Genomic DNA, 14,010 nt, shown 5'->3' with positions numbered 1-14,010 from the left:
GGGGCTGCGGGCGGTGGCGGTCACCCTCGTGGTGCTCGCCCACGCCGGGATACGGCACTTCCGGGGCGGCTACATAGGCGTCGACGTCTTCTTCGTCATATCTGGATTCCTCATCACGTCGCTGCTCCGCCGAGAACTGGCGCGCACGGGCCGCATCCGCGTGGCCCGCTTCTACGGCCGGCGCGCCCTGCGCCTGCTGCCGGCGTCGACCCTCGTCGGCGTGCTCACGCTCGCCGGGGCGTACTTCTACCTCTCCAAGGCGCGCTTCGACGCCTACGTGGGTGACGCGATCGCCAGCAGCCTGTACGCGGTCAACATCCGCCTCGCCGTGACCGGCACCGACTATCTGCAGGCGACCGCCCCGCCGTCGCCGTTCCAGCACTTCTGGTCGCTGGCCGTCGAGGAACAGTTCTACGTGGTGTGGCCGTTGGTGCTGGCCTGCGGTTATCTGCTCGCCGGGCGGCTCCGGGGGCGAGGATCGGGGAAGCCCGCGTTCGCATTCGCGGCGCGGGGCGTGCCGTTCCTGATCGCCGCGGCCCTCGTCGTGGTCTCGTTCGCCCTGAGCGTCCGCACGACGGGACCGTCGCCCTCCTGGGCCTACTTCGGCTCGCACACCCGGGCGTGGGAACTGGGAGTGGGGGCGTTGCTCGCGCTGTCCGCGCACCGGCTGCGGCGGATGCCTCCGCTGCTCGCCGGGGCGCTGTCCTGGGCGGGGCTCGCGGCGGTGGTCGGGGCGGCGCTGGTGTTCGACGACGCGACCCCCTTCCCCGGGTACGCGGCGCTCGTCCCGGTCGTGGGTGCGGCGATGGTGCTCGGCGGCGGTTGCGTCCCGACTCGCTGCGGCGGTGAACTCCTGTTGCAGCAGAGGCCGTTGACCTTCGTGGGCGGCCTCTCGTACGGCTGGTACCTGTGGCACTGGCCGCTGCTCGTCATCGCGCCCGTCGCCCTGGACCGGCCGACGGCCGGTGCGTGGACCGCGCTCGCGGTGTCCGCGTGCGCCCTGCTGCCGGCCTGGCTGACGCTCCGGCTCGTGGAGAACCCGCTGCGGTTCGGCACGGCCTTCCACGACCGGCCGCGCCGGGCACTCGGACTCGGCGCCGGACTGACGGCCGGCGCCGTCGGTCTCGCGCTCGTCGCGACGCTCTTCCCGCCCGCGATCGACTCCGGCCGCCCGGCCCCCGCGCTGGCCGCGACGCTCGACCGGGCGCCGGACCCGCAGGCGCGCCTGAACCAGCTGCTGGCCGAACCGAACGACACCATCCCCGGCAACTTGTCGCCGCGCCTCACCGACATCAAGGCGAACAGATCCGCCGTCTACCGCGACGGCTGCCACGTGAACCTCGGCTCGGTCGCCGTGCCGTCGTGCGTCTACGGCGATCGGGGCGCGGCCACCACGGTCGTGCTGTTCGGCGACTCGCACGCCGCCCAGTGGTTCCCCGCCCTCGAACGGCTCGCCCGCGAGCGGCACTGGCGGCTCGTCTCCCTGACCAAGGCATCCTGCAAGGTCGCCGACGTCACGATCGTCACCGACGGCCGGCCGTACACCTCCTGCGACGTCTGGCGCTCGAAGGCGCTGGCCCGGATCGCCGCGCTGCGGCCCGACCTGGTGATCGCCTCGTCGTCCGACGCCGGAGACCTCGCACACCCGGAGGCCGGGGGAGCGGAACGGCAGTGGACGGCGGGATTCGAGCGGACCTACCGGGCCATCCGCGCGGCCGGGGCCGAGGTGGCGGCGCTCCTCGACACGCCCTGGCCGGAGTCGGACGCGGTGGACTGCGCCGGGACGCACCCGCTGGACCTGACGAGGTGTACGACGAGTCCCGGCCGGGCGGCGAAGGACCCGGCCAGGACGCGCGCGGCCCGCTCCGCCGCCGCGACGACCGGCGCCACGGTCGTCGACCCGACCCGCTGGCTGTGCACGCCCACGGTCTGCCCGGTGGTGGTCGCCGACACGCTCGTCTACCGCGACGACGGACACATGGCGGAGGCGTACGCACGAGCCGTCGCCCCGGTCATCGGGGCCGAACTGTCGCGGCGGTTCAAGGTCTTGGGAGGGTGAGTCGAGTGCGCTTGGGCTGAGGGGACGTCAGGTCCGTGGCGGTGGCGCGAGCTTGGCGGCCACGGCGTCGAGGACCCAGTCGAGACCGGTCGCGAAGGACGTCTCGGCGTCCACGTCCGAGCCGTCGTGCACGAGCTTGGCCAGCGCCGGGAAACGGCCCGTGGCCAGCATGCGCGTCAGGTGCGGACCGGAGGCGCGCTGCCAGTCGTGCTGGGACAGGCCCGTGGCGCGCTCGGCCCGCAGGTTCGCGATCTCCCGGCGGATCGCACCGGTCGAGTAGGCGCTGACGGTCTCCACGGCGCGCATGGCGGAGTCGATGTCGGTGACGCCGACGAGTGACGACAGGGTGGTCTCGGCGACGGCCAGACCGTTCGGCCCCAGGGCCGGTCGTCCGCCGAGCAGGTCGGCCAGCCATTCGTGGCGGAGGGCGGCCTGCCGGGTCCGGTGGGCGAGCGAGCTCAGCGCCGCCCGCCAGTCGGCGGGCGGCTCCTCGGGGAGCAGCTCGCCCTGCACCTCGTCCACCATGAGGTCGAACAGCTCCTCCTTGGTCGAGATGAATCCGTACAGCCGCATCGGCCCGGCGTTCAGCCGGGCGGCGACCTTCCGCAGCGACACGGCCGTCAGGCCGCCCTCGTCGGCCAGCGCGACGGCGGCGGCGACGATCCGCTCGCGGTCGAGCGGCGCGGGGCGCGTCGGCGGTTCCGGCCGATCCCAAACAGTCATGTCAACACCGTACCGTTGCGATACGCCGCCTCGACTCAATACAGTGTATCGCCATGAGACACCGCATTGCAGTGGTCGGAGGCGGACCGGCCGGCCTCACCTTCGCCCGCGTCCTCCTTCGCCATGATTACTCCGTCGACGTCACCGTCCTCGAACGCGATCCCGCCCGCGACGCCCGCCCTCCGGGCGGCACGCTGGACCTGCGCAGGGAGCTGGGCCAGCTGGCGCTCGACAAGGCGGGGCTGCTGGCGGAGTTCGAGGCGCTGTCCCGCCCGGAGGGGCAGGCCATGCGGATCCTGGACACCGACGGCACCGTGCTGCGCGACTGGCCGGCCCGGCCGGACGAGCGGGCCAACCCGGAGATCGACCGCGGGCAGCTCCGCGACCTGCTGCTCGGTCCGCTCGACGTCCAGTGGGGGCGGGGCGTGACGCAGGTGGTGCCGGGAGCGGCCGGGGACGGCGTGCTGGTGCGGTTCGCGGACGGCCGGCAGGAGACGTACGACCTCGTCGTCGGCGCGGACGGCGCCTGGTCACGGACCCGCCGGGCCGTCTCGCCGGTGACGCCGCACTACACCGGCGTCACCTATGTCGAGACGTCCCTGGACGACGTCGACACCCGCCACCCCGACCTCGCGCGGCTGGTCGGGGACGGCTCCCTCGCCGTCTACGGCGTGAACCGGGGCCTGGTCGCCCAGCGCAACAGCGGCGGCCACGTCAAGGTGTACGCCCAGTTCCGTGCGCCCCTCGACCGGCACACGGACCTGGACCCGGCCGACCCCGAGGACGTACGCGCGAGCCTGCTGGCCCTGTTCGACGGCTGGGCCGATCCCGTCCTCGACCTCATCCGCCGCGGCACCGCCTTCGTCCACCGCCCCCTCCACGTCCTGCCCGTCTCCCACACCTGGACCCATGTCCCCGGAGTGACGCTCCTGGGCGACGCGGCCCATCTGATGCCGCCGTTGGGGGCGGGTGCGAACCTCGCGATGCTGGAAGGCGCCGAACTCGCGGAGTCCATCGCCACCACCGGTCCCGCGGACCTGGACGTGGCGGTCCGTGCCTTCGAGGAACGGATGTGGGCCCGGGCCGACAAGTGGTCGAGGCTCACGACGGCCGGCCTGGAACGCCTCGTGAGCCCGGACCCCGCCGAGGCCATCGCCCTGTTCGACGAGGTGCAGCCGTCGTGACGGCCGGGCGCGCCACGGCCGGCACGGCTGCGGCCTCGTGCCGCCTACCGAGCGTGCGCTTCCTGCCGCCTCTCCTCCGTGACGTCCTTGTGAGTGAGCGTCAAGAACACCACCAGGCCCAGGATGACCGCGAGGAACAGCACGCTGGTGACGACGGTGCCGAGGCCCAGGCCGCCGTCACCGTGCGCCCGGGAGAGATAGTCGCCCAGGGAGGCACCCAGCGGACGGGTCAGCACGTAGGCGATCCAGAAGCCCCACACCGCGTCGAGGTCGAGCGTGCGGCGGGCCAGGGCGACGACGGCGATGGCCAGGGCGAACAGCAGCGCCGATGGCCAGTAGCCCAGGTCCATCCGCTCCGCGAACAGGTCGCCCGCGGCGGTGCCGAGCGCGAACGTGAACACCAGACGGTGAAGACACAGGCGAGAGCGAGGGCGAAGACGGCCGTGCTCATGGGCAGCGGCACGCCGATGCCGTCGGTGAGGTTGTCGCTGACGAGTGTGCCGACGACGCTGATCAGCGCCACCGACAGCCAGTACACGCCGGGCCGGTAGGCGCTCGTGCGCGAAGGCATCCTGACTGCGGATAGCGTGTGACCGTGGTGGACCATTCGTACGACGCGGCCGACATCGAGGTCCTGGAATTCGACGCCGTTGTTCGCAAACGGCCTGGCATGTTCTTCCGAGTGGCCCCCGATGAACCGCAGTTCGCCACCGAGGTGCTCTGCGCGGTGGCCACCCACGTGCTTCATCCGGCGACAAGGGTTGCGGGCGAGCACACGCTGCGTGGTCTCGTCGAGATCACCAGCGACAGCAGCTTCACGCTGTGCGTGGACCAGCCTCACTCATGGGAGGACAAGGGGCCTGTCCTCGGATACTTCGGCTCACTGCTGGGTCCCGAGTGGTGGCTGATGGCTGCCGCGGCCGCGATGTGCGAACAAGTGACCGTCGAGATGTGGTGCGCGGGGCGAGGATGGCGCCAACTCCACACCGGGATCCGGCCTCTCGCCGCTCCCCAGGAGTTTCGTCCACCGCAACCGCACGGCAGCGGAACGAGCGTGCGCTTCGCCTTCGACCGGGCGTACGTCGGACCGCACTTCGTTCTTCCTGCGGACCACGAGAGTCTCGACCTGCACGGTCCGTACTGCTCGAAGCCGGCAGGCCCCGGTCAGGTTCTGATCCGGGACACCCGTCGCGGGAGCGGGCACGGTCCGCAGGGAACCCTGCACCGCTGACCGACTCTTGATCCCGGCTGCCCGGCTGCCCGGCTGCCCGGCCGCCCCGACCCTCACCCCCTCGCGTTGGCGACTCCGAGTCCGTCCATGTAGTCGCGGACCCGTGTGATCAGACCGTCGCGGACGTGGAGGATCAGGAGGCCCGGGATGGTGAAGGTGGCGTCTTGCGGAGGCATGGCCGCCACCACGACGTGCTCGGCGACGATCACCTCCGGATCGACGGTCTCGTAGGCCGCGACCGTCCTGACTTCCTTCACCTGTACGGGACTTGCGCCCCAGGCGGCCCGGTATCCCGTGCGTACGGCTTCGCGTCCCTCGTAGCGCTCGGGGAACCCGGGGGAGGAGAACGGGAATTCGTGGATCGCGTCCACGGCGTAGAGGTCGGCGAGGTCGTCCGGGGACTTGTCGAGCATGGCCTGGTGGTAGAGGGCCAGCGCTTCGCGAGGGGTCCTGGCTGTTGAGTCGTTCCGAGATGACACGGCGTCTCCATTTTCACTCAACGCTTGTTGACCCAACGAGCGTAGAAGTAACCGGTGGTTCGGTCAACGGCTGTAGAGTGAATGCGTGACCAGTCCTCGCCAGTCCCGTGCCGACCGTCGTCTGGCCACCGAGGCGCGCATCCTCGGCAGTGCCAGGGACCTGTTCGCCGAGAAGGGGTTCGAGCGCACCACCATCCGTGCCGTGGCGTCCGCGGCGGGCGTCGATCCGGCGCTGGTCATGCAGTACTTCGGCTCGAAGCGCGAGCTGTTCACCCAAGCGGTGCAGGCGTTCCCGGCGCCGACGGGGGCCGCCGACCCCGACGGCCTCGTCGATCAGCTGCTGGCCTCGCTGGGCCTCAAGCTCGGCGGCCTTCCCGAGGGCACGGTGGCCATGATCCGGTCCATGCTCACCGACGAGACGGCCGCTGAACACGTCCGCGCCGCTCTCGGCCGGCAGATCGAGAGAGTCGGTGCGGCGCTGCCCGCGGACGAGGACCCCGAACTGCGGGCAGCGCTGGTCGTCACCACGTTGCTGGGCGTCACCATCGGCCACCAGTTCCTCGGCCTCGCCGCTCTCCGTGACGTTCCCGCGGATCGCATCGCCGCCCTGCTCCGACCTGCTGTCAAAGCCCTTACCGAGCAGCCGAGTTGACCGACGCGGTCTCCGCCGCGATGGCGGAGACCGCGTCATGCCGCTCCAGTGGCGGGCGGTTCCGAGGTGGCGCGCCGTCGTCAGTCCTGCTTCGCGACCGTGCGGTCGAGGAAGTCGAGGATCAGATGGGCCGCGTCGTCCAGGTCGCTCTCCAGCAGGAAGTGACCTGCGTCGAGGAGGTGGACCTCCGCGTCGGGCAGGTCGCGGGCGAAGGCGCGGGCTCCGTCGGGGCCGAAGATGGGATCGTTCTTGCCCCACACGGCGAGCAGCGGCGGCCGGTGCTCGCGGAAGTAGGCGTGCAGTGCCGGGTACTTGGGCGCGTTGTTGGCGTAGTCGCGGAACAGGGCGAGCTGTATCTCGTCGTTGCCGGGGCGGGAGACGAGCGCGTGGTCGTGCTCCCAGGTGTCGGGGCTGACGACGGTCTCGTCCGCGACGCCGGTCACGTACTGCCACTTGATGCCCTCCAGAGTGAGGGCCTCGCGGACGCCGGCCTCGGTGTCCGGGGTCTGCTCGCGCTGGTAGTCCCACACGCTCTGCCAGAACGGTTCGACGAACCCGTCGTCGTACCCGTTGCCGTTCTGCGTGATGACCGCGGTGACCGTGCCGGGGCGGTTCACGGCCAGGCGCCAGCCGATCGGTGCGCCGTAGTCCTGCACGTAGATCGCGTACCTGCTGACGCCGAGCTGGTCGAGGAGGTCGCCGGTCAGTTCGGCCAGGGCGTCGAAGGTGTACGAGAAGTCCTCGGCGGCCGGCGCGTCGGAGAAGCCGAACCCGAGGTGGTCGGGGGCGATGACGTGATAGCGCTCGGCCAGTCGCGGAATGAGGTCGCGGAACATGAACGAGCTCGTCGGGAAGCCGTGCAGGAGCACCACGTGCGGAGCGTCCTGGGGCCCTGCTTCCCGGTAGAAGATCCGCTGGCCCCGGACGGTCGCGTACCGGTGGTGAACGGTAGTCATGCTAACCCCTTTGGTTGCCTTTGATGGTTACAGTAGAACCCTGTCGGGCTAACCTGTCAACATGCTTTTAGGAGTTAGGAAGGTCGTTGGGGTACCGTGCACGTGTAACCGTTCACGCACACGAATGGGGTTAGGGCGAGTGAAGGTGGTCGGACGGGAGCGCCAGGACCAGCTGCTGGAACTCCTCAACAGCACGCCGGTCGTCGACGGCGAGATCGTGGACCGCCTGGCCGATCCGGGCGAGGCGAAGGCGTGGCAGCGCGCGCACGGCGGCTCCGGCAGCGCGGAGGAGCGCCGTCATCTCGCGCGCACCCGCGACGTGCTGCAGCGCGTGGTCCGTCAGGAGGAGCACGCGCAGTCGCTGGCCGACCTGCTCACCGAGGTCGCGCTACGGCCCGACCTCTCGGACCAAGGCGTGTCCTGGGAACTGGAGGCACCGGCACAGCGCCGGATCGCTGTGGAGGCGGTCCTGACCTGGGCGGAGCTGCAGGAGACCATGCCCGGACGGCTGAGGTCCTGCGCCAACCCCGACTGCCGGCTCTTCCTCATCGACCGCAGCAAGGGCAACGCCGCCCGCTGGTGCTCCATGGCGGTCTGCGGCAACCGGATGAAGGCGCGCCGCCACTACCAGCGCACCCGCGACTGACCCGCTCCGGTCGCGGATGGTCCCGGTCCGGAAAACGGGTGGTTCCGGCGGCCCGAAAGGCCTATGTTTGCCGGGTTCAAGATCCGTACGTTCAGAACGAGGTGCATCGATGACGGTCCGAGCAGCGGCGGTCGACTCCGGTCGACTGTCCTCCACCGACACCATGACCGCATCGAAGCAGAGGAACACCCCTCGTGGATCTTCCACGCATCTTCACCATTCGCGAAAGTAGCCACCGCATCCACAACCCCTTCACCCCGGGGAAGCTCGCCGCCCTGGGCCAGGCTCTGCACCTGGCCCCCGGGACGCGCGTGCTCGACCTCGCCAGCGGGTCGGGCGAGATGCTGTGCACCTGGGCCCGTGACCACGGCGTCACCGGGACCGGAGTGGACATCAGCACGGTGTTCACCGAGCAGGCGCGCGCCCGCGCCGCCGAACTCGGTGTCGCCGACCGCGTCACCTTCGTCCACGGCGACGCCTCCGGCCACGTCGCGGACGAGCCGGTCGATCTCGCCGCGTGCGTCGGCGCCACCTGGATCGGCGGCGGCGTGGCGGGCACCGCCGCACTCCTGGCCAGGAGCCTCCGGCCCGGCGGCCTGATGCTCATCGGCGAGCCGTACTGGCGTCGGGACGTGCCCGACCAGGAGACCGCGGTGGCCTGTCACGCCGGCAGCAAGGAGGACTTCCTCGTGCTGCCGGAGCTGATCGAGCAGTTCGGTGAACTCGGGTACGACGTCGTGGAGATGGTGCTGGCCTCCCAGGACAGCTGGGACCGGTACCAGGCGGCGCAGTGGCTCAACCTGCGTCGCTGGCTCGACGCCCATCCCGATGACGAACTGGCCGCCGAAGTACGGACCGAGCTGTCCACCGAGCCCGCCCGCTACACGCGGTACCAGCGGGAGTACCTCGGCTGGGGAGTCTTCGCCCTGATGGCCCGCTGAGGGGTCGGCAGGCGCGGGTCCGGGCAGCACGCACGCCGCCCGGACCCGCGCGGTGTCGGGGGAGCCGCCGTTCAGGACGGCGGCGGCTACTCCACCCAGGCACCGTCCCGCATGATGACCCTGCCGCGCAGCTCGGCCACTCCCCGCCAGGCACGGACCACGGTCGGCGCCACGCGCACGTACACGAACGAATCGTCCTCCGTCCGCGGGTCCCAGCCGAACTTCGCGGCGAACGCGTCCGCCGCCTCCGCCGGCACGTCCGTGTCAGGGAAGCACTCGGCCCTCCCCTGGAGCAGCACCACGTCGAAGGTGTCAGGCAACGACAGGCGAACCCGCGGTTCCGCACGAACGTTGCGCACGGTCGCGGACGTGGCCGCCGTACACACCCACACCGCTCGCCCGTGCCACGAGAACCACAAGGGGACCTGGTGGGGGCCGTGCTCGGGATGCCCTGTCGCCACCCAGACGTCCCGATCCGTGGTGAGACGGTCCAGCGTCTCGCGCTTGCGTTCGGCGACGGAGCGCTGAACTGTCTTCGGCTTCTGCATGGGTGTCGGCTTCTGCATGGGTGTCGGCTTCTGCATGGGTGTCGGCTTCTGCATGGGTGTTGACGCTAGCCAGCAAGATCGCACCGCACATGGGGCTGCGGTCCTACGTCCCACGACCGACCGGGGTGGGGGTTCGCGATGCACGTAGGCTCTGGACGCGCGCGGTCGGCGGGAGCGCGCGCCGAGTCGGTGCCCGAGGGGCGGAGTGGGGGAGTGCTCAGCTGTGACGGATGCTCACGAGGAAGAAGTCCTGGCCCGGATCGCCAAGGGGCTGGTCTACACCGAGTCGGAGGCCGCCTTCCAGAATCCCCGGCGCCGCACCGACGAGATCTTCGCGTACAACCACACGCCGCCCGGCGAAGAGGCGGAACGCCGACGGCTGCTGGTCGCGATCCTCGGCTCGGTCGGTGAACGGACGGTGCTGCTGCCGCCGTTCCACGCCGGGTTCGGCAGCAACGTGCACATCGGCGACGACTTCTTCGGGAACGTGAACCTCACGTTCGTCGACGACGTGGACATCCGGATAGGCGACGGCGTCATGATCGCGCCCAGCGTGACGCTGACGACGACGGGGCATCCGGTGCATCCCGACCGCCGTGTCGACTTCGGCCGGTTCTCGGAGCCGATCGTGATCGAGGACAAGGTGTGGATCGGCAGCAACGTGGTCGTCCTGCCCGGAGTGCGCATCGGCTACGGGTCGGTCATCGGCGCCGGCAGCGTGGTCAGCCGCAGCATCCCGCCCATGACGGTCGCCCTGGGCACCCCGTGCCGGGTCATCCGCCCCATCACGGACGAGGACCTCACCACGCGCACGGCCGCCGGGCCCGAGGGACTGGCCTTCTGACGGCGGGGCGGGTGGCCCAAAATCACATGCGGCCGTCGCCGCGCCATGATGAGCTCGATCACCATGGATGAGCATTTCCCTGACGAGGCCGACCTGACGGACAGGATGGAACGGAACCTGGCGGAGCATGCCGGTCACCTCCACCGGAACATGGCGGGTGCGACGGTCACCGAGGCCGATGATCTCGTGGTCGCCGACAGCGGCCTGGACGACGACACGTTCAACATCGTGGCCGCGGCTCGTTTCACGGATGCCGACGCGACGGCGCGCATCACCGAGACCGTTCGGACGCTGGCACGCACCAACCGTCACTTCTCCTGGTGGGTGGGGCCCGCCTCGACACCGGCGGACCTCAGCACGCGCCTGACATCGGCCGGTCTCCCGGCCTCCGAACGCGAGACGGCGATGTGGGCCGAGCTGGACGCCACCCTGCCGTCGCCCGACGTCCAAGGACTCGACATCCAGCGGGTGACCACGCCCGAACAGCTCGCCGACTACGCCATGGTGCTCGCCGCGAACTGGGACCCGCCGGCCGGAACCGTCCGCAGCTTCTTCGGCCGGGCCGCCCCTTCGGCGCTGGCCGCGCACTGCCCGGCCCGGTACCTGGTCGGCTACGTGGACGGCCGGCCTGTCTGTTCCGCTGAAGTGTTCCTCCACGCGGGCGTCGCCGGTGTCTACAACATCTCGACCCTGGCCGCCCATCGCCGGCGTGGCTACGGCGGTGCCATCACGCTCGCGGCACTCCGTGCGGCCCGCGACGGGGGCCACCGCATCGCGGTCCTGCAGGCGTCAGCAGAGGGCGAGCCCGTCTACCGCCGATTGGGATTCCGTTCCTGTGGCCGGTTCACCGAACACGCCTGCAATCCCTGAACGGCCTTGGTCTCAGGCGACGTTGACGCCCATGGCGGTCGTGAGCACCGCGGCCTGTTCGAGGCTGATGGTGGCCTGCCCCCACGCGAGCCGGGGGACGTGCCGCTCGCGCGGGGCGCCCGTCTACCCGCGTGGCGCGACCGGCATCAACACGGCATAAAGATTGCCGGTGCCCGGCAATGCGCAAGGCGCTAAGAGTGCGTCAGGATCGACGTGGCAGAAACGGGGGCCAAGCCCTGGTGCCGGGCTCCGGAAGCATGGCTCGGCATCAGGGTGGAGCCGGGGTGCGCAGACAAAGGGGGCGGGAATGGGAGAACTCCTCGCTGCCGCGACCGCGTTCCCCGCGGCCCTGTTCAGTGCCGCATTCGGAGCCGTCGTCGCCTTCTGGGGGCTCGTCGTGTGCCGCGTGGCGGACGCAGAGGCGTTCGACAGGGACGTCGACCTGCGGGCCGTGGGCCTCGACGGGGTGCCCGTCGCCAACGCGGTGTCCCGGGTGGTCGTCGTCGGATGGCTGGCGAGCACGGTCGGGCAACTACTGATCGAACGTGCCGAGGCCGGACTCGGCGGACTGCTGCGGGCCACCCTCGAACTGGTCCTGCTCGCCGCCTCGTTGGCCATCGGCTGGGGCGCCGAGCGTGCGCTGCGCGGGGTGTCCCGTCACCCGTGGCCCGGCGAACCTGACGCGCCGGACGAACCCGGCCTGGCGGAGCGCCGCCCCGGCTAGTGCCCTCCCCGAGCGGGGCGAGCCGGCTCCCGGCCTCCCCTGCCGCCGCTCAACCTTCCTCTTCACCGGGGTGGTAACAGCCCCTGGATCCGAAGGATTTCACCATGGATGCCACCACTGTGGGCCTCGGCGTGTCCGTCGTCGCCGTCCTCCTGCTCGTCGTCGTGCTGGTGCTCGTCTTCACCCGGTTGTTCCGGAAGGTGGAGCAGGGCAAGGCGCTGATCGTGTCGAGGATGCGCAAGGTCGACGTGACCTTCACCGGGCAGATCGTGCTGCCGGTGCTGCACAAGGCCGAGGTGATGGACATCTCGGTGAAGGCCATCGAGATCACCCGGACGGGGCGGGACGGGCTGATCTGCAAGGACAACATCCGCGCGGACATCCGCATCTCGTTCTTCGTCAAGGTCAACAACACCGTCGCGGACGTCATCAAGGTGGCGCAGGCCGTCGGCACCCAGCGGGCCAGTGACCAGAAGACGTTGCAGGAACTGTTCCACGCGAAGTTCTCCGAGGCGCTCAAGACGGTCGGCAAGCAACTGGACTTCACCGACCTGTACACCAAGCGCGAGGAGCTGCGGTACCGGATCATCGAGGTCATCGGCGTCGACCTGAACGGCTACCACCTGGAGGACGCGGCGATCGACTACCTGGAGCAGACGCCGCTGTCCCAGCTCGACCCGCACAACGTCCTGGACGCCCAGGGCATACGCAAGATCACCGAGCTGACGGCCATCGAGCACGTGCGCACCAACGAGTTCCAGCGCACCGAGGAGAAGGAGATCACCCGGCAGAACGTCGATGCGCGCGAGACGATCCTGGAGCTGGAGCGTCGGCAGGCCGACGCCGAGATCAAGCAGAAGCGCGAGATCGACACCGTGCGGGCCCGTGAGGAGGCCGAGACGGCGCGGGTGGTGGAGGAGGAGCGGCTGCGGGCGCAGGGCGCGTTCCTGGCCACCGAGGAGAAGCTGGGCGTGCAGCGTGAGAACCAGGCCCGCGAGGTCGCCGTCGCGCAGAAGAACCGCGAGCGCGTCATCGCGGTCGAGAACGAGCGGATCGAAAAGGACCGGCTGCTCGAAGTGATCGCGCGGGAGCGGGAGACCCAGCTCACGAAGATCGCCGCCGACAAGGAGGTCGAGGCGGAGAAGCGGGAGATCGCCGAGGTCGTGCGCGAACGTGTCGCCGTGGACCGGACGGTCGCCGAGCAGGAGGAGTCCATCAAGAAACTGCGCGCGGTCGAGGAGGCCGAGCGCGGCCGGCAGGCCGTCATCATCGCGGCGGAGGCGCAGGCGCAGGAGAAGCTCGTCAAGGACATCAAGGCCGCGGAGGCCGCCGAGCAGGCCGCGACCCATCTGGCGGCCGAACAACTCACGCTGGCGGAAGCCGAGTTGAAGGCGGCCGACATGCAGGCGCAGGCGAAGCTGAAGCTCGCCGCCGGCATCCAGGCCGAGTCGGCCGCGCCGGGCCTGGCCGACGTGCAGGTGCGCGACAAGGAGGCCGAGGTCATCGAGAAGGCCGGTCGCGCGGAGGCGGAGGCCACCGAGGCGCGGTTGCGCGCGGAGGCGGAGGGCGCCCGGGCCAAGGCTCTGGCGGAGGCGACCGCGATCGGCGAGAAGCTCAAGGCGGAGGCCGAGGGAATCAACCAGAAGGCCGTCGCGATGGCGGCCCTGGACGAGGCGTCGCGCGGGCACGAGGAGTACCGGCTGCGGCTGCAGGCCGAGAAGGAGATCCGGCTCGCCGGCATCGACGTGCAGCGGCAGGTCGCCGAGGCGCAGGCCACGGTCCTCGCGACCGGCCTGGAGAACGCCGACATCAGCATCGTCGGCGGCGAGTCCGTCTTCTTCGACCGCCTGGTGTCCTCCATCGCGCTCGGCAAGGGCGTCGACGGCTTCGTGCAGAACTCGCAGACCGCCCAGGCTCTCGCGGGACCCTGGCTGGACGGCACGGCGGACTTCACCGAGGACCTGGCGAAGATCCTCGGCTCCGTCTCCTCCTCCGACGTACAGCACCTCACCGTGTCCGCGCTGCTGATGAAGCTCATGAACGGCGGCGCCGGGGCGCAGTCGGGGCAGCTCCGTGAACTCCTCGACAAAGCGGGTCAGTTGGGGCTGGCCGACCTGCCGCTGGCCGGGCTGAACGGCGCCGCGCACAGCTGA

Annotated in this window: 14 protein-coding genes and 1 pseudogene; 10 read left to right on the top strand and 5 right to left on the bottom strand. The window is 70.6% G+C overall.

Features of this window, described 5'->3' with window-relative positions; translation table 11 throughout:
• Positions 1–13: 13 nt before the first annotated feature.
• Complete coding sequence (locus RBJ77_RS18390; protein ID WP_372346021.1) at positions 14–2,059, top strand: acyltransferase family protein; 2,046 nt, start codon at positions 14–16, stop codon at positions 2,057–2,059.
• Positions 2,060–2,086: 27 nt separating this feature from the next.
• On the opposite strand, the gene RBJ77_RS18385 is transcribed toward RBJ77_RS18390, so the two are convergent.
• Entirely contained in the window at positions 2,087–2,782 is a 696-nt protein-coding gene (locus RBJ77_RS18385) for a TetR/AcrR family transcriptional regulator (RefSeq protein ID WP_372346020.1), read from the bottom strand.
• A 53-nt stretch (positions 2,783–2,835) separates the two neighbouring features.
• Between RBJ77_RS18385 and RBJ77_RS18380 the strand changes: the two genes are divergently transcribed.
• Complete coding sequence (locus RBJ77_RS18380; protein WP_372346019.1) at positions 2,836–3,966, top strand: FAD-dependent oxidoreductase; 1,131 nt, start codon at positions 2,836–2,838, stop codon at positions 3,964–3,966.
• A gap of 44 nt (positions 3,967–4,010) precedes the next feature.
• On the opposite strand, the pseudogene RBJ77_RS18375 reads toward RBJ77_RS18380, so the two are convergent.
• Positions 4,011–4,528, bottom strand: a pseudogene (locus RBJ77_RS18375) (hypothetical protein); the annotation flags it as partial.
• Between the two features lie 27 nt (positions 4,529–4,555).
• On the opposite strand from RBJ77_RS18375, the gene RBJ77_RS18370 reads away from it, so the two are divergent.
• Entirely contained in the window at positions 4,556–5,197 is a 642-nt protein-coding gene (locus RBJ77_RS18370) for a hypothetical protein (protein WP_372346018.1), read from the top strand.
• Positions 5,198–5,250: 53 nt separating this feature from the next.
• Here RBJ77_RS18370 and RBJ77_RS18365 read toward each other — a convergent pair whose 3' ends face one another.
• Positions 5,251–5,610 (bottom strand): nuclear transport factor 2 family protein, encoded by a 360-nt coding sequence (locus RBJ77_RS18365; protein WP_372346017.1) that lies wholly within the window; start codon positions 5,608–5,610, stop codon positions 5,251–5,253.
• A 151-nt stretch (positions 5,611–5,761) separates the two neighbouring features.
• Here RBJ77_RS18365 and RBJ77_RS18360 point away from each other — a divergent pair, with 151 nt between their 5' ends.
• Positions 5,762–6,328 (top strand): TetR/AcrR family transcriptional regulator, encoded by a 567-nt coding sequence (locus RBJ77_RS18360; protein WP_372346016.1) that lies wholly within the window; start codon positions 5,762–5,764, stop codon positions 6,326–6,328.
• Positions 6,329–6,408: 80 nt separating this feature from the next.
• On the opposite strand, the gene RBJ77_RS18355 is transcribed toward RBJ77_RS18360, so the two are convergent.
• Positions 6,409–7,284, bottom strand: a complete 876-nt coding sequence (locus tag RBJ77_RS18355) for an alpha/beta fold hydrolase (protein WP_372346015.1) — start codon at positions 7,282–7,284, stop codon at positions 6,409–6,411.
• A gap of 145 nt (positions 7,285–7,429) precedes the next feature.
• Between RBJ77_RS18355 and RBJ77_RS18350 the strand changes: the two genes are divergently transcribed.
• Positions 7,430–7,930: a CGNR zinc finger domain-containing protein gene (locus tag RBJ77_RS18350; RefSeq protein WP_372346310.1), complete on the top strand. Its 501-nt coding sequence runs from the start codon at positions 7,430–7,432 to the stop codon at positions 7,928–7,930.
• A 194-nt stretch (positions 7,931–8,124) separates the two neighbouring features.
• Entirely contained in the window at positions 8,125–8,871 is a 747-nt protein-coding gene (locus RBJ77_RS18345) for a cyclopropane-fatty-acyl-phospholipid synthase family protein (RefSeq protein WP_372346014.1), read from the top strand.
• 86 nt (positions 8,872–8,957) lie between these two features.
• On the opposite strand, the gene RBJ77_RS18340 is transcribed toward RBJ77_RS18345, so the two are convergent.
• On the bottom strand, positions 8,958–9,419 hold the full coding sequence (locus RBJ77_RS18340; protein ID WP_372346309.1) for a pyridoxamine 5'-phosphate oxidase family protein: 462 nt from the start codon (positions 9,417–9,419) through the stop codon (positions 8,958–8,960).
• Between the two features lie 223 nt (positions 9,420–9,642).
• On the opposite strand from RBJ77_RS18340, the gene RBJ77_RS18335 reads away from it, so the two are divergent.
• From RBJ77_RS18335 to RBJ77_RS18320, 4 genes are all read left to right on the top strand, one after another.
• Positions 9,643–10,263, top strand: coding sequence for a sugar O-acetyltransferase (locus RBJ77_RS18335; RefSeq protein ID WP_372346013.1), 621 nt, complete (start codon positions 9,643–9,645; stop codon positions 10,261–10,263).
• A gap of 105 nt (positions 10,264–10,368) precedes the next feature.
• Entirely contained in the window at positions 10,369–11,133 is a 765-nt protein-coding gene (locus RBJ77_RS18330) for a GNAT family N-acetyltransferase (protein WP_372346308.1), read from the top strand.
• Positions 11,134–11,440: 307 nt separating this feature from the next.
• Positions 11,441–11,857, top strand: a complete 417-nt coding sequence (locus RBJ77_RS18325) for a hypothetical protein (protein WP_372346012.1) — start codon at positions 11,441–11,443, stop codon at positions 11,855–11,857.
• 104 nt (positions 11,858–11,961) lie between these two features.
• Entirely contained in the window at positions 11,962–14,010 is a 2,049-nt protein-coding gene (locus RBJ77_RS18320; RefSeq protein ID WP_372346011.1) for a flotillin family protein, read from the top strand.

The organism is Streptomyces sp. KL116D, from assembly GCF_030766975.1.
In the GTDB taxonomy this organism is placed as follows: Bacteria; Actinomycetota; Actinomycetes; order Streptomycetales; family Streptomycetaceae; genus Streptomyces; species Streptomyces longispororuber_A.
The sequence above is the reverse complement of the archived record's forward strand: the minus strand, read 5'-3'. Positions and strand labels throughout refer to the sequence as shown.